The organism is Microbacterium hominis, from assembly GCF_013282805.1.
GTDB lineage: Bacteria > Actinomycetota > Actinomycetes > Actinomycetales > Microbacteriaceae > Microbacterium > Microbacterium hominis_B.
In genome coordinates, this window is record NZ_CP054038.1 from 1254794 (window position 1) to 1270462 (window position 15669).

At 69.2% G+C, this 15669-nt stretch carries 13 protein-coding genes; 7 read left to right on the forward strand and 6 right to left on the reverse strand.

What is annotated here, in order from left to right:
* Positions 1-2: 2 nt before the first annotated feature.
* Positions 3-4070 carry a S8 family serine peptidase gene (locus HQM25_RS05510; RefSeq protein ID WP_172989331.1) on the reverse strand — a complete coding sequence of 1356 codons (4068 nt, stop codon included), beginning with the start codon at positions 4068-4070 and terminating at the stop codon, positions 3-5.
* A 155-nt stretch (positions 4071-4225) separates the two neighbouring features.
* Between HQM25_RS05510 and HQM25_RS05515 the strand changes: the two genes are divergently transcribed.
* Positions 4226-5194 carry a helix-turn-helix transcriptional regulator gene (locus HQM25_RS05515; RefSeq protein WP_172989332.1) on the forward strand — a complete coding sequence of 323 codons (969 nt, stop codon included), beginning with the start codon at positions 4226-4228 and terminating at the stop codon, positions 5192-5194.
* Positions 5195-5212: 18 nt separating this feature from the next.
* Here the strand turns inward: HQM25_RS05515 and HQM25_RS05520 are convergent, their stop codons facing one another.
* The 4 genes from HQM25_RS05520 to HQM25_RS05535 form a co-directional block, all read right to left on the reverse strand.
* Positions 5213-5683, reverse strand: a complete 471-nt coding sequence (locus HQM25_RS05520; RefSeq protein WP_172989333.1) for a SixA phosphatase family protein — start codon at positions 5681-5683, stop codon at positions 5213-5215.
* Between the two features lie 20 nt (positions 5684-5703).
* Positions 5704-6069, reverse strand: a complete 366-nt coding sequence (locus HQM25_RS05525; RefSeq protein ID WP_172989334.1) for a gamma-glutamylcyclotransferase family protein — start codon at positions 6067-6069, stop codon at positions 5704-5706.
* Between the two features lie 38 nt (positions 6070-6107).
* Positions 6108-7334 (reverse strand): DUF445 domain-containing protein, encoded by a 1227-nt coding sequence (locus tag HQM25_RS05530; RefSeq protein WP_172991526.1) that lies wholly within the window; start codon positions 7332-7334, stop codon positions 6108-6110.
* Between the two features lie 77 nt (positions 7335-7411).
* Positions 7412-8575 carry an acyl-CoA dehydrogenase family protein gene (locus tag HQM25_RS05535; RefSeq protein WP_172989335.1) on the reverse strand — a complete coding sequence of 388 codons (1164 nt, stop codon included), beginning with the start codon at positions 8573-8575 and terminating at the stop codon, positions 7412-7414.
* A gap of 77 nt (positions 8576-8652) precedes the next feature.
* Here HQM25_RS05535 and HQM25_RS05540 point away from each other — a divergent pair, with 77 nt between their 5' ends.
* Both HQM25_RS05540 and HQM25_RS05545 read left to right on the forward strand, forming a co-directional pair.
* Complete coding sequence (locus tag HQM25_RS05540; RefSeq protein WP_172989336.1) at positions 8653-9657, forward strand: TIGR00341 family protein; 1005 nt, start codon at positions 8653-8655, stop codon at positions 9655-9657.
* A gap of 45 nt (positions 9658-9702) precedes the next feature.
* On the forward strand, positions 9703-10110 hold the full coding sequence (locus tag HQM25_RS05545) for a pilus assembly protein CpaE (protein ID WP_172989337.1): 408 nt from the start codon (positions 9703-9705) through the stop codon (positions 10108-10110).
* Between the two features lie 30 nt (positions 10111-10140).
* On the opposite strand, the gene HQM25_RS05550 is transcribed toward HQM25_RS05545, so the two are convergent.
* Positions 10141-11346, reverse strand: coding sequence for an MFS transporter (locus HQM25_RS05550; protein ID WP_172989338.1), 1206 nt, complete (start codon positions 11344-11346; stop codon positions 10141-10143).
* Between the two features lie 380 nt (positions 11347-11726).
* Between HQM25_RS05550 and nrdH the strand changes: the two genes are divergently transcribed.
* The 4 genes from nrdH to nrdF all read left to right on the forward strand — a co-directional run bounded on the left by nrdH (position 11727) and on the right by nrdF (position 15636).
* Entirely contained in the window at positions 11727-11960 is a 234-nt protein-coding gene (gene nrdH, locus HQM25_RS05555) for a glutaredoxin-like protein NrdH (RefSeq protein WP_172989339.1), read from the forward strand.
* A 52-nt stretch (positions 11961-12012) separates the two neighbouring features.
* Positions 12013-12447, forward strand: a complete 435-nt coding sequence (gene nrdI / locus HQM25_RS05560; RefSeq protein ID WP_172989340.1) for a class Ib ribonucleoside-diphosphate reductase assembly flavoprotein NrdI — start codon at positions 12013-12015, stop codon at positions 12445-12447.
* A 38-nt stretch (positions 12448-12485) separates the two neighbouring features.
* A complete protein-coding gene (gene nrdE, locus HQM25_RS05565) occupies positions 12486-14585 on the forward strand; it encodes a class 1b ribonucleoside-diphosphate reductase subunit alpha (RefSeq protein WP_172991527.1) in 2100 nt (699 codons plus the stop codon).
* A gap of 76 nt (positions 14586-14661) precedes the next feature.
* The gene (gene nrdF / locus HQM25_RS05570) at positions 14662-15636 is read left to right on the forward strand and encodes a class 1b ribonucleoside-diphosphate reductase subunit beta (RefSeq protein WP_172989341.1); all 975 of its coding nucleotides are present in this window, start codon (positions 14662-14664) and stop codon (positions 15634-15636) included.
* Positions 15637-15669 lie beyond the last annotated feature (33 nt).

Sequence of the window (15669 nt, forward strand, 5' to 3'; positions counted from 1 at the left end):
GATCAGCCGGCGAAGGCCGCCAGCACCTGGTCGAGCGTGACGCCCTTGTGCTTCACCTTCGGGGTGGGCACGGTATCGGCCGTGTGGTTGCGCGCGAGGAAGTTGAGCTCCACGAACGCGAGGTCGACCGCATCCACCGTGCCGTCGGCGTTGATGTCGGCGGCGCGGTCGGCGGTGCCCTTGGCGTCGCGGATGGCGACCGCGTCGAGGATGTCGACCACGTCGTCGCCGTTCACGTCGCCCGCGGCCAGCTGTGCGCTGAAGCTCACGATCGCCCCGGCGGGCTTGCCGTCGGCCGCCATGGTCGACAGCGCCAGCGGCTGGTTCCAGGCGAGGTGACCCGGGATCTCGACGCGCAGCATCCAGTCGTCCTCCGACAGCGGCACCGCGTGGTTCGACAGTGCGCCGTCCGTGCCGATCGTCATGCCGACGACTTCGCCCGCGCTCGAGGTGAGCGTGGCCTTCGCACCGACCGCCGAGTGGTCGAGCGCGCTGTTCGGCTGACCGGCGGGGGTGAACAGGCCCTGGGCGTAGAAGCCGCCCGCCGCGATGCCGTGCGGGCGGATGGCCTGCACCGTGTCGAACGTGCGCTGCATCTGGATGCCGCGTCCGGCGGTGTTCGTGACGAAGGTGCTCACCGTGAGGAAGCCGGTGTTCTCGGCGGCGATGGTCGCCGGCACGTCGTACGCGATGTCGACCAGCGGCAGTCCGTCGCCCGTGTACTCGCTCTGGCCGTCGAACACGATCGACTGGCTCCAGCGCGAGGTGCTCGCGTTCACGGTGGTGATCGTCGGCTCACCGGAGAGGCTGCCGTACTCGGCGAACGCCTCCTGGGCGGCGACGCGGATGTTCTCGGCATCCCGCGGGTTGTAGAGCACCTCGATCCGCATCGTGGCGAACTGCGCGGCGTTGCTGGTCGAGAAGGACGTGATGACCGACTCGCCCACGCGCGCCGCCTTCTTGTCGGCGCTGCCGACGACGTAGGGCTGCGTGTCGCGGAACCACCAGGTCTCGACGCGGTCGCCGAGGTTGCCCGCGGCATCCATCCCGAGGAAGCGGTGCGACTGCACGGGGCTCGCCAGCAGGTTCACCGGGGTGGCGAAGGTCCCGTCGGCCGCGGCGGAGATCGTCTTGGTCGGGTTGATCGTCGCCGAGAACAGCTGGATGCGGTTGTCGGACTGGTCGATGTCGATCCCGGCCGCGCGGATCGCCTCCACGTCGCCGTCGATGAGCGTTCCCGACAGTGCGAACGACGACTGGCCGTTGGTGAACTCGTGCACGCTGTCGGCGCCCGTGATGGCGCCCTCGCCGAAGTTCGTGGCGAACACCGGTGCCGTGTTGTCGACGTAGAAGTCGGCGGTGCGCTCCGAGGTGCTGCCGCTGTCGTCGGTCGCGACCACGCGCAGCGTGTGCAGGCCCGGCTCGACGGTGACCGCCTTGTGGCTGATCGGCAGGTTCTTGTCGCCGGTCAGCGGCAGGTACTGGCCGTACCACGCGAACGGGCCGTAGCGCAGACCGTCCTTCATGAGCGACGGGTCGATGCCGCCGAGATAGCCGATGTCGGCACCGGTCGCGGCATCCACCAGGAACAGGTCGAGCGTGCGCGTGGGCGTGGTGACGCCGGCCGAGAACTTCAGCGCCGGGTCGTACACGTCGGTGCCGGTCGTCATGACGGGCTTGAGCATCGTGAAGTCGAACAGCTCGAGGTCGTCGACGCGGAAGCCCAGCGGCAGGCGCAGCGCCTCCTCGCCCGACTGAGCGACCGTGATGAACGCGCCGTAGGTGCCGTCTGCCGCACCGGCGGGCAGGGTCAGGGTGACCTTGACCTTCTTGGTGGAGCCTGCGCTCACCTTGACCGTCTTGTCGAAGGCGACCTTCGCGCCCGAGGCGGCGAAGTCGGCCGTGCCGGCGCCGTTGTCCGTGTCGATGGCGAGGGTGTAGGTGGCCGACTTCGTCGAGCGGTTCGTGATCTCCACGGTGCGGGTGACGGTGGATGCCTCGGTCGAGGGCAGCATGCCCAGCGACAGTGCACCGGTGATGTCGTCGATGACGGTGGTCTGGCCGCGGTGCTCCGGCACCCACAGCTCGTCGAGCACCTGTGCGTCGGCGGTGCCGCGCACCGCCTGGCGCGGGTCGACCTGACCGGCGCCGGACTCGAACACGCCGGAGGCGTCGTTCAGGTCGTCGGCGGTGTTCATGAGGCGGGTCTTCACGTCGGCGGGGGCGAGCGTCGGCTCGGCGCCGAGCATGAGACCAGCCAGGCCCGCCACGAACGGCGTCGCCATCGAGGTGCCCGACTTGCGGGCGTACGCGTCGGTGTAGGGGAAGTCGGTGGCCTTCGGGTCGATGTCCCACGTGGGAACGCTCGACATCACCGAGACGCCGGGGGCGGTGATCTCGGGCTTGATGTCGGTGGTGCCGTTGGCCGGGCCGCGCGAGCTGAAGCTCGCCAGGTTGTCGGCGTCGGTGGTGACGGTGCCGAGCGTGCCGAAGGTGACCTCGGTCGCGCCCGCGGTGAGGGCCGCGCGCAGCGCCGCGCCCTGCGTGGCATCCACGCCGAACATGACGGCGTAGGAGTCGCTCTCGCCGAGGAAGACGTCGATGGGGCCCTCGGGGCGGTTGTTCACCACGATCGCGCCTGCCGCGCCGCGCGTCTTGGCGTAGGTCGCCATGTCGGTGAAGGTGGCCGTGCCGCGCTGGATCAGCACGATCGCCCCGGTGGGGTTCTTGCCGATGTAGCCCGACGAGTTGCCCGGGCCCACGTCGACGAGGCGGTAGGTCTTGCCGGCGAGGGCGCTCACCGAGGAGGCGGCGCGCTGCTGCGAGATGAGGCGCAGATCGCCGGATGCCGCGCCGACGGCCGCGGTCGTGGTCGCGAGCTTCAGCGGGCTGTCGTTGGCGCCCACGGTGATCGCGAGGGCCGAGGTGCCAGGCGAGCCGAGGGTGGCTGCGCCCAGGTCGCCGTCGTTCCCGGCCGCGATGACGGTGGTGACGCCGGCGAGCGTGAGGTTGTCGGCGGCCACGCTCAGGGGGGAGCGGTGGTCGTTGTACGAGCCGCCGAGCGACATGTTGACGACATCCATGCCGTCCTGCAGTGCGCGGTCCATGCCCTCGAGGATGTCGGCGGTCGAACCGCTGCCGTACGGACCGAGCACGCGGTAGCCGTAGATCTCGGCGTCGGGGGCGACGCCCCAGGCGGTGCGCCCGCCGAAGGTGTCGTCCTGTCCGGCGATGATGCCCGCGACGTGCGTGCCGTGGCTGGTGTAGTACGGCGAGCCGTTGACCTTCTCGACGCGGCCGGAGCCCTTCCAGTCCGCGTAGGTGGTCTCCATCGGGTCGTCGTCGCCGTCGACGGCGTCGTAGCCGCCGCGGTAGACGTCGGCCAGCGCCGGGTGGTGGTAGTCGATGCCCGTGTCGAGGACGCCGATCTTCACGCCTTCGCCGGTGATGCCCGCCGCATGCAGGGCGGCGACCTCGTCGTACGTGACGCCGCCGCCGGTGAGACCCGACTCGCCGTCGCCCTCGGCGTCGGGCAGGTTGAGTTCGAAGATCTCGTTCGGCCACACCGACGCGACGTCGGGCGAGTCGAGCAGCGCGGTGATCTGGGCTCCGGTGGCCGACAGGGCGACCGCGTTGATCGCGGACGTGTAGCGCTCGGTGATCCCCTTCGCGACGCCCTGGGCGCCCAGGTGCTTCTCGAAGCGCTTCTGCGAGGCCTTCACCGCCTTCTCGGCGTCGGCCTGCGAGAGCGTCTCGCCCTGAGCGGACGCCAGAGCGCGTGCCGTCGCGGCGACCGGCTGGCGCAGCACCACGACCACCGCGCGGGCCTCGGCGGCGTCGAGGTCGACGCCGTCGGCGACGTGCACCTCGTCCGGCGACGTGAGCTCGATCGCGGCGGCGAGTGCCTGCCGCTCGGCGGGGGTGGTGACGTTCAGCACGTCGTCGGCGCCGAGCGCGGGCGCCGCCAGCGCGGGGGTCGGCACCAGGAGCGCGCCGACCAGCACGGCGCTGACCGCCGTGCACACGGACGCCCGGGCGCGGAAGCTGCGCGGGGGGGTGGGGTTGGCCATGGTGGATCACCTTCGTCAGAGGGAGCGGGGATGGTTCCTGGCATAACTGTGCCATTTGCCCCCTGGGGGTACGCTGACGTAAATACGACATGACTACTTCTCGTCGCCGGATCCGGCGGCCGGCCCCCCAGCCGGCGGAGAGAGTGGAGGGTGTGATGGGACTGGAAGTGCTGGGCCTCGGCGTCGTCGAGCATCGTGTGTACGAGTACCTCGTGCGGCACCGAGCGACCACGCCGACGCGCATCGCCGCCGACCTGGGCCTTCGCACCGCCGAGATCTCGGCCGCGCTGGCGGCGCTGGCCTCCCGCGGACTGGTCTCACGCGACGGGGCCGGTGACGACGAGTTCGCCGCGTCGCCCCCCGACGTCGCGCTCGGCGCGCTGATCCTCGAGCACGAGGATCGGCTGCGCCAAGCAGAGACCGAGATGCTCCTGCTCGAGCAGCTCTATCGCGACGCGGGTGCCGGCGAGGCCGACGTCGTCGACGTCGTGCGCGGCACCGAGGCTGTGGGCCAGCGCTTCAACCAGCTGCAGCGCAGCGCCCGCAGCGAGGTGCTGCTGTTCGTCAAGGGCGACGCGGTCGCCGTCGACCGCGACGCCAACGTCGAGGAGGAGCTCGCCGTCGCCCGCGGTGTGCGCTACCGGTGGGTGCTCGAGCGCTCTCGCCTGGAAGCGCCCGGCGTCATCGATGCGGCCCGGGAGGCGATCGCGGCGGGGCTGGACGTGCGCGTGGCGGGCGAGCTTCCCACGCGCATGCTCGTTGTGGACCGCGCGATCGCGATGGTCCCGCTGGCCGCGCAGGGCGAAGATCAGTCCGGCGGCGCGCTGCTGCTGCACGCGGGCGGTCTCGTGGGCCTGGCCATCGCGCTGTTCGAGCGCACGTGGCTCGCCGCCTCGCACCTGGTCGCCACCGCCGACGGCACCCTCGCCGAGGTGGAGCTCGACGACGAGGAGCGCGAGGTGCTCTCGCTGCTGGATGCCGGGCTCACGGACAAGGCGATCGGCGTGCGCACCGGCACCTCGGTGCGCACGGTGCAGCGGCGCGTGCGCGAGCTGATGGACCGCGCCGATGTCGACACACGACTCCAGCTGGGGGTCGCGGCCGTGCGCCGCGGCTGGCTCTGAGCCACCCGATCGCGCCGCTCAGCGCGGCGTGTCGAAGGTCCAGTCGTCGGGGTCCAGCGCCGTCGCGACATCCCAGTCGTCGGAGTCCCACGTGAAGGTGGCGACCGCGCACGTGGGCATGTGGGCGATCTCGTCGCCGGAGAGGCGGCCGGCGAGCACGCTCATGCCCGGATCATGGGCGACGACGACCACCGCGGTCGCGCCCGACCCCGCCGCAGCGGCCAGCAGCGCACTGGCGGGCGCTCCGTAGAGGTCGGGATCGAGGTCGACCGCCACCCCGAGGGCCTCGCCGAAGGCGGCGGCGGTCGTGCGCGCGCGCACCGCGGTGCTCGACAGGATCGCATCGGGCCGGAACCCGGTGTCGGCGAGCAGTTGCGCCATGCGGGGCGCGTCGCGCTCGCCGCGCGGGTTCAGCGGCCGGTCGTGGTCGTCGAGCAGGCGGTCGCCCCAGTCGGACTTGGCGTGCCGCACCAGCACGAGTCGGATCATCGTGTCGTCCCTCCCGTGCCTCAGTCCGCCCCGCCGGCGGGTGCGTCGGTGACGTACACCCAGGCGGGGCGTCCGCTGGCGAGCGTCACGGTGGTTCGTCGGTACATGCCCGCCTGGTACTCGTCGCAGGCGTCGAGCTCGTCCTCGGTCACCAGGAGCGCCCGCCCGGTGACCTTGTCGAGCCGATCGCCCGTGGCACGCACGAGCGGCTGCACGGACAGTCCCGACAGGGCGGCCATGCGGTCGTCCTGGATCTCGGCGTAGTCGACCGTGAACCCGGGGAGGGCGTCGTCCTCGCCGTCGAGCAGTCGTCCGAACGTGTCGAGCTGCACCTCGGGGTGCAGGAATGTGCCGTAACTGAAGAGGAGCTCATCCGCGCCTGCCACGCGATCAGAGTAGCCGTCTGCGCGCGCCGGAGCGAGGGTCAACCGAGGAGCGCGTGCGCGATCGAGAAGATCGCGACGCCGGCAAGCGCTCCCACGATGGTGCCGTTGAGGCGGATGTACTGCAGATCGCGCCCCACCATGAGCTCGATCTTCTCGCTCGTCTCCTCCGGATCCCACCGCTCCACCGTGTCGGTGATGATCGACGCGATGTCGTGGCGATAGCGATCGACCGCGAACACGGCGGCGTCGACGACCCAGGTGTCCAGTCGGCGCTGCAGCGCGGCATCCACTGTCAGCCTCTCGCCGATCTCGGCGAGCGCCGCCGCCGCGCGCCGGCGCAGTCCGCTCTGCGGGTCATCGAGCGCGGAGAGCAGTCCGGTCTTGGCCGCCCCCCAGGCCTGGGCGGCCAGCTCCCGCACGCGGGGGCTGTCGAACACGGCGATCTTCGCGTCTTCGAACCGGCCGATGGTCGCCGGATCGTGCTGCATGCTGCCGGCCAGCCGGGAGAGGTACGCGTCGATGGCGAGGCGGGCGGGATGGCGCGGGTCGGCCTGGACGGCCGCGACGAACTTGACGGCCTCGTTGTAGACGGTCTCATCGACCAGACGCTGCGCGATCGAGGGCACCCACGCGGGCAGGCGGCGCGAGACCAGGCCGCTGAAGGCGGCGGGGTTGGCCGCCAGCCAGGTGCCGATGCTGTCGATCCCCATGTCCACGGCGCCGTGATGGGCGCCGGCCTCCACGATGCGCGAGAGCCATGCCCCCAGCGGAGGCGACCACTCCGGCGCGATGAGATGCTCGCGCGCGAGGTCTTCGATGACGTCCTGCACGTCGTCGTCGCTGAGCGCGCGCAGCACGCCGGCGGCCAGCGCCGCCCCTTCGCCGCTGACCCGCTCGGCGTGGGTGATGCCCGATGGGCCCGGGGCGGGGTCGGCCAGCCACTCGCCGAGTCGCACGGAGATGCCCGCGGTCTCGAGCTTGGCGCGCACCACGTCGCCGCGCAGGAACTCCGTCTCGACGAACTCGCCGAGGGTGCGGCCGATCTCGTCCTTGCGGGTCGGGATGATCGCGGTGTGGGGGATGGGGATGCCCAGGGGATGCCGGAACAGCGCCGTCACGGCGAACCAGTCGGCCAGTGCCCCGACCATGCCGCCCTCGGCCGCCGCCCGCACGTACGCGAGCGCCGGCACCTCCGTCTGGAAGGCGAACGACACCGCGAACACCGCCGCCATGAGCAGCAGCGCCCCGAGCGCCACCGCCTTCATGCGCCGCAGTCCCCGGCGCCGCTCCTGGTCGGCGGGGCTCAGCAGCGCCGGGGCCGTGGTGCGTGCGCCGGACACGGTCACGCCTCCACGGGGCCGAGCCACGCGGTCGCCGCCGTCGCGTGCGCCGATTCCGGGTCGGAGGGGTGGAACATCCCGGCCAGCACGTCGCGGTACAGCCGCTGCAGTTCGCCGGCGGCGAAGTACGACGATCCGCCGGCGACGAGCATCGCGTCGTCGACCACGCTCTTGGCCATCGTGACGGCGCGGTGCTTGACCCCCGACAGCAGCGTGAACCACCGCGGACCGTGGTCGACCAGCCCGTCGACGTCGTCGCACAGCGCGGAGATCTGCGGCGGCAGGGCGTCGTAGACGAGGGCCATGTCGGCGATCCTCCAGCGGATGTCGGGGTCCTGAGCGTACGCGAGGCCGGTCTTCTTCGAGGTGCGTCGGCCGGCTGTCTCCACCGCGACCTCCAGGGCGCGCCGCGCGATGCCGGTGTACACCGAGGCCAGGAGCAGCTCGAAGACGCTGAAGATGCCGAACACGATCGCGTCGGGGTTCGGGCCGGGGGCGATGCGCCGCACGATGCGGTCGGCGGGTGCCACCGCGCCGTGCAGCTCCGTCGTGCGCGACTGCGTACCGCGCATGCCGAGCGTGTCCCAGTCGTCGCGCGTGCGCACCGCATCGCTGCGCGGCACGAACGCGTAGACCATCTGCGGTCCGTCGTCCGAGGTCGTGTCCAGACCGTGCAGGCCCAGCTGCGTCCATACGGGCGCGAGCGAGGTGAAGATCTTCGTGCCGGTGAACGCGTAGCCGCCGTCGGCGAGGGGCGCGGCATCCGTGTCGCTGCCGAACAGCACGAGGTCGTTGCCGGCCTCGCTGATCCCGAACGCGAAGATCTCGCCGGCCGCAGCCCCCTCCTGCACGAAGCGGAGGGACGGGATGCCGCGCGCGGCCAGCACGCGGGCGACGCCGGTCCACACCAGGTGCATGTTGATCGCGAGCGCCGTCGCCGGCGCCGCGGTGGCCAGTCGCTGCTGCAGGAGCGCGGCCTGTGCGAGGGTCAGGCCGGCCCCGCCGAGCTCGGAGGGCACGAGGATCGCGAGATAGCCCGCGGCAGCCAGATCGTCGAGGTCGTCGTGCGGGAACGTGTTGTCGCGGTCGTGCCCGGCCGCGCGCTCTCGGATGCGCCCGAGCAGGTCGTCGGGCAGGTGGACCGCGGGGTCGAAGGCAGCATCCATGCCGCCCATTGTCCCGCGATCGGCGCGCCGCGGCTTCGCGCACGCGCGCGGGTGCGCGCGTGCGCGAAGATGTGCGCATGTCCCGCTTCACGCGCCTGCTGATCCCGCGATCGCAGCGCCAGTCTCCGGCCGACCTGCTCGATCTGCTCGACCTCTCGCGGGGCGATGTCGTGGGAAAACGCAGCGGGTTCTTCATCATGCTCGTGCTCTCGGGCATCATCGCCGTGGCGGGCGTGCTCTCCGACTCGACCGCGACGGTCATCGGGGCGATGATCATCGCCCCGCTCGGCACGCCGATCCTCGGGATCGCCGCGGGGCTGGTGACCGGCAGCCGCAGCCTCATCGCGCGCTCGTTCCTCTGGGTGCTCGTGGGGCTCGTCATCGTGGTGGCCACCGGATTCCTGCTGTCGGCGTTCATCTCCGATCCCTCCGAGATCGAGACGAACTCGCAGATCACCGGGCGCACCTCGCCCCAGCTGCTCGATCTGCTCGCGGCTCTCGCGACCGGCACCGCGGGCGCCTTCGCCATGTGCCGCAAAGACCTCAGCGCCGTGCTCCCCGGCGTCGCGATATCGATCTCGCTCGTGCCGCCGCTGGGCGTGGTGGGGGTGTGCGCCGGGCAGGGTGCGTGGGATGCCGCGATCGGCGCGTTCCTGCTGTTCGCCTCGAACGTGGTCTCGCTCGTCATCGCCGGCAGCATCGTGTTCACGCTCGCCGGCTACGCCCGCGGGGAGGAGTCCTCGCGCTTCGCCAACCGGCGGCGCGCGTACACGATCGTCGCCGTGCTGTCGGTGATCATCGTCATCCCCCTCGCGCTGAACACCGTCGTGACGGTGGCGCTCACGCACTGGACGAACGTGATCCGCGATACCACGATCGACTGGCTGGAGGCCGACCCGACGGGGAGCGTGGGCGGCATCACCTGGACCGGCACGACCGCCGTCGTGGCGGTGGCGACCTCGGACGGCACCGTGCCGTCCACCGACGATCTCGCCGCGGACCTGCTCACGGTCATCCCCGACTTCCTGGACGTGACCCTCGATGTCACAGCGCAGGTGCAGCACCCCGTGATCGCCGGCTGACGGCCGGGAGCGGCATCCCCGTCCCTCGCGCGGCATGATGGGGGCATGATCTCCACGGACCTGGCGCGTGCCCTGCGGGATGCCGGCCTGGTGTGGCATCCACGATCCGGGGATCGGTTCCAGCTGGACGAGCCGGAGTTCGACGCCGACGTGTTCACGGTGAGCGAGATGACGGTGGAGCCGCGGGAGTACCCGACGGGGCGCATCCTCGCCTTCAACGGGACCACCGAGTGGGCCCTCGACTCGGTCGCGACCGAAGACGCGGTCTGGCTGCCGCACGAGCACCAGCTGCGAGAGCTCCTGCAGGGCTCGTTCCGGGCGCTTCGGCGCCTGCCCGATGCCTACGAGGTCGAGATCGTTCTGCGCAGCGGCGAACGGCTCGTGTTCGAGCATCCGGAGCCTGCCGACGCGTACGCGCTCGCACTGTGCGAGGTGCTGCGGCGACTCAGCTGAGAAGGGTCGGGCGGCGTCCGCTGAGGGCGGTCAGGTGATGGTCTGCACGGGCTCCGTGTCGGGGATGGGGCTCGCGTCGCGGCCGCGCAGATCGGGGAATCCGCGCACGAACACGGCCGACACGATGAGCGCGGCGACCGCGAAGGCGGTGGCCGCGACGTACGCGCCCGAGGCGCCCACCCCGTCGATGAGGAACCCGGCCACGGCCGAGCCCGCCGCGGCCCCGATGAGCTGGCCGGTGCCGATCCACCCGTAGGCCTCGGCGGTCTCGCTGAACTTCACGCTCACCGAGGTCATGGCGAACATCACGGCGAACGCCGGCGCGATGCCGATGCCGGCGAGGAAGAGGGTGCCGCCGAGCCACCACACGTCGAGCGAGATCATGGTGAGCGCGAGGCCGGCGGCCACGATCGCCATGCGCCGGGCCATCGCCCAGGGGCCGATCGGGAGGTGTCCGAAGCCGAGTCCGCCCGCGAGGCTCCCGATCGAGAAGACCGCGAGCACCAGACCTGCCTCGAGCCCGCCGTGGTCGAAGGTCGCGACCACGCCCGCCTCGACCGCCGCGCACGCGCCGATGAGGAGGAACCCGACAGCGGTCGCCAGCACCACGGGCGGCTTGGTGAGCACGAGCCCGAGCCGCCGGCGGCTGCGCGGGATGCGCACGCGGCCGACCTCGGGGGAGAGGATGAACCAGGCGCCGCCCGCGACGAGGATCACCACGATCAGCAGGAGCGCCTCGACGGTGCCGATCTGCGTGGCCACGAACGTGATGAGCACCGGTGCGATGATCCAGATGATCTCCTGCAGCGAGGCATCCAAGGAGAACAGCGGCGTGAGCTGGCGCGACGTGACGAGCTTCGGATAGATCGTGCGCGCCGCCGACTGCACGGGCGGTGTCGACAGACCCGCGATCACGCCCAGGGCGATGTACGCCGGCAGCACCATCGGCACCAGCGCGATCACCGTGATGGCGATCGCGCAGATCGTGAGGGTGATCGTGAGCACCTTGCGCATGCCCCAGATGCCCATCCAGCGACTGGTGACGGGGCCCGCGATCGCCTGACCGACCGAGACGGCCGCCAGCACGAGGCCGGCCGCGCCGTACGAACCCGTCACGTGCTCGATGTGCAGCAGCACGGCGAGGCTCGTCATGCCGTTCGGGAACCGCGCCGTCAGCTGAGCGGCGATGATGCGCCCCACGCCCGGGGTGCGCAGGAGATCCGAGTAGCCCGCCACAGATCAACGTTACCCGCAGGCACCCCCGGTCTCCGCGGCGGCCGACCCCGCGACACGCGCGCGACACGCCGGGGGCGCTTTCCACAGGCAGATCCGATGTCGGAACCGCCGCCTAGCGTCGAACCTGTGGATGGATGCCGCGGCGGCGGCAGAAACGCGCGGGATACCGGGCATTTCCGAGCCGCGCACGAGGCCCGCGGCTGTGGATGGAACGGTGGAGAACCTGTGGTCTGGGTGGGGATGGCGGTGGAAAACTACACGGATGTAACTACTATCCCTTGTGGTGCAGACGAATGTCCGTACCCATATGTAGTATTGGTCTCCCGGCGGGGGGACTGCCGGAAACCAAACCGGATGTGATGTGAGGGGAGTCGGATCTTATGACGATCACGGTTTACACGAAGCCTTCCTGCGTGCAGTGCAACGCGACCTACCGCGCGCTGGACTCGAAGGGCATCGACTACGAGATCCTTGACCTCTCGGAGGACCCCGCGGCCCTCGAGCAGGTCAAGGCGCTGGGCTACCTCCAGGCGCCGGTCGTCATCACCGATGAAGACCACTGGTCGGGCTTCCGCCCCGACAAGATCGACGAGCTCGCCGCTCGTCTCGCCTAGTCCGACGGCGCTCACTCACCGACCCAGGGGTGTACGACCCGCGGGAATGATCATGAGCACTGTCGCCACTCAGGCACCGCTTGTCGTCTTCTTCTCGAGCATCTCGGGCAACACCGCCCGGTTCGTGGAGAAGCTCGGCATGAGGTCGCTGCGGATCCCGCTGCATTCGACGGATCCGCAGCTCATCGTCCACGAGCCCTACATCCTGATCACTCCGACCTATGGGGGAGGGCAGGGCCGGGGCGTCGAGAAGGGCGCCGTTCCCAAGCAGGTGATCCGGTTCCTCAACGACGAGGGCAACCGCAGCCTGATCCGGGGCGTCGTCTCGGCCGGCAACACCAATTTCGGCGAGCACTACTGCCTCGCCGGCGACATCATCAGCCGCAAGTGCCACGTGCCGCACCTGTACCGGCTCGAACTGTTCGGCACGCCCGAAGACGTAGATCGCGTGAGCGAAGGATTGGAAAACCTGTGGATACAGCAGTGACGGAGAACGGCTTCAAGGCCGACCCGCGTTTCGAGGGGATGGATTACCACGCCCTGAACGCCATGCTCAACCTGTACGACGCCGACGGCAAGATCCAGTTCGACGCCGACAAGCGCGCGGCGCGCGAGTACTTCCTGCAGCACGTCAACCAGAACACGGTGTTCTTCCACTCGCTCAAGGAGCGCCTCGACTACCTCGTCGAGAAGCAGTACTACGAGCCCGAGGTGCTGGCCAAGTACCCGTTCGAGTTCATCCAGAAGATCAACGACCACGCCTACGGCAAGAAGTTCCGCTTCGAGACATTCCTGGGTGCGTTCAAGTACTACACGAGCTACACGCTCAAGACCTTCGACGGCAAGCGGTACCTCGAGCGCTTCGAGGACCGCGTGGTGATGACCGCGCTGGGCCTGGCCGACGGCGACCAGAAGCTCGCTCTGCTGCTGGTCGACGAGATCATCTCCGGCCGGTTCCAGCCGGCCACTCCCACCTTCCTCAACACCGGCAAGGCGCAGCGCGGCGAGCTGGTCTCGTGCTTCCTCCTGCGCATCGAAGACAACATGGAGTCGATCGCCCGCGGCATCAACTCCGCTCTCCAGCTGTCCAAGCGCGGCGGCGGCGTGGCCCTCCTGCTCTCGAACATCCGCGAGTCGGGCGCGCCGATCAAGCAGATCGAGAATCAGTCCAGCGGCATCATCCCGGTCATGAAGCTGCTCGAAGACAGCTTCAGCTACGCCAATCAGCTGGGTGCGCGTCAGGGCGCCGGTGCGGTCTACCTCAACGCCCACCACCCCGACATCATGCGGTTCCTCGACACCAAGCGCGAGAACGCCGACGAGAAGATCCGCATCAAGACGCTCTCCCTCGGCGTGGTCGTCCCCGACATCACGTTCGAGCTCGCCAAGAACGGCGAGGACATGTACCTGTTCTCCCCGTACGACGTCGAGCGCGTCTACGGTGTGCCGTTCGGCGACATCTCGGTCACCGAGAAGTACCGCGAGATGGTCGACGACGCGCGCATCAAGAAGACGAAGATCAACGCGCGCGAGTTCTTCCAGACGATCGCCGAGATCCAGTTCGAGTCGGGCTACCCCTACATCATGTTCGAGGACACGGTGAACCGGGCCAACCCGATCAAGGGCCGGATCAACATGTCCAACCTCTGCTCGGAGATCCTGCAGGTCAACACCCCGACGACCTACAACGAGGACCTCTCGTACGACCAGATCGGCAAGGACATCTCCTGCAACCTCGGGTCGATGAACATCGCCCTGGCGATGGACGGCAAGGACCTCGCCGCGACCGTCGAGGCCGCGATCCGGGCGCTGACCGCGGTGAGCGACCAGAGTCACATCTCGTCGGTGCGCTCGATCGAAGACGGCAACGACCGCTCGCACGCCATCGGCCTCGGCCAGATGAACCTCCACGGCTACCTCGCGCGCGAGCACGTGCACTACGGCTCGGAAGAGGGCCTGGACTTCACGAACATCTACTTCTACACGGTGCTGTTCCACGCGCTGCGCGCGTCGAACCTCATCGCGCAGGAGCGGGGGCAGGCGTTCGAGGGCTTCGCCGATTCCACGTACGCGTCGGGCACGTTCTTCGACAAGTACATCGATCAGGAATGGGTTCCGCAGACCGCGCGGGTGGAGGAGCTGTTCGCCGGCATCCACATCCCGACGCAGGACGACTGGAAGGCGCTGAAGGCCGCCATCCAGGAGCACGGCATCTACAACCAGAATCTCCAGGCGGTGCCGCCGACCGGTTCGATCTCGTACATCAACAACTCGACGAGCTCGATCCACCCGATCGCCTCGAAGATCGAGATCCGCAAGGAAGGCAAGCTCGGCCGCGTCTACTACCCGGCGCCGTTCATGACGAACGAGAACCTGGAGTATTACCAGGACGCGTACGAGATCGGCTACGAGAAGGTCATCGACACCTACGCCGCCGCGACCCAGCACGTGGACCAGGGCCTGTCGCTCACGCTGTTCTTCAAGGACACCGTGACAACCCGCGACATCAACAAGGCCCAGATCTACGCGTGGCGCAAGGGCATCAAGACGATCTACTACATCCGCCTGCGGCAGCTCGCGCTCGAGGGAACCGACATGAGCGAGTGCGTCAGCTGCATGCTGTGACGCTCCACCACCCCGTTGGTCGAGTAGCCGGCGAAGCCGGCATACCGAGACCCTGATCTCGTAGAACGAAGGAACAATGGCTGAGAAGCTGCAGCTCCTGGACCACGTCCAGGCCATCAACTGGAACCGCATCCAGGACGACAAGGACCTCGAGGTGTGGAACCGCCTCGTGAACAACTTCTGGCTGCCCGAGAAGGTGCCGCTGTCCAACGACATCCAGTCGTGGAACACGCTCACCCCCGAGGAGCAGACCCTCACGATGCGGGTGTTCACGGGGCTCACTCTGCTGGACACGATCCAGGGCACGGTGGGTGCGGTCTCGCTCATCCCCGATGCGCTGACGCCGCACGAGGAGGCCGTCTACACGAACATCGCGTTCATGGAGTCGGTGCACGCGAAGTCGTACTCGTCGATCTTCTCGACGCTGTGCTCGACGAAGGAGATCGACGAGGCGTTCCGCTGGTCGATCGAGAACGAGAACCTGCAGCGCAAGGCGCAGATCGTCATGGAGTACTACCGCGGCGACGAGCCCCTCAAGCGCAAGGTCGCCTCGACGCTGCTCGAGTCGTTCCTGTTCTACTCGGGCTTCTACCTGCCGATGCACTGGTCGAGCCGTGCGAAGCTCACCAACACGGCAGACCTCATCCGCCTCATCATCCGCGACGAGGCCGTGCACGGCTACTACATCGGCTACAAGTTCCAGAAGGGGCTCGAGAAGGTCGACCAGGCCACGCGCGACGACATCAAGGACTACACGTTCTCGCTGCTGTACGAGCTCTACGACAACGAGGTGCAGTACACGCAGGACCTCTACGACGCCGTCGGCCTCACCGAGGACGTCAAGAAGTTCCTGCACTACAACGCGAACAAGGCCCTCATGAACCTCGGCTACGAGGCGATGTTCCCGGCGACGGTCACGAACGTGAACCCGGCGATTCTGTCGGCCCTGTCGCCGAACGCCGACGAGAACCACGACTTCTTCTCGGGCTCTGGCTCGTCGTACGTCATCGGCAAGGCCGAGGCCACCGAAGACGAGGACTGGGACTTCTGACCTCCTGATTCTGACTCAGGCCCGAAACGGCTG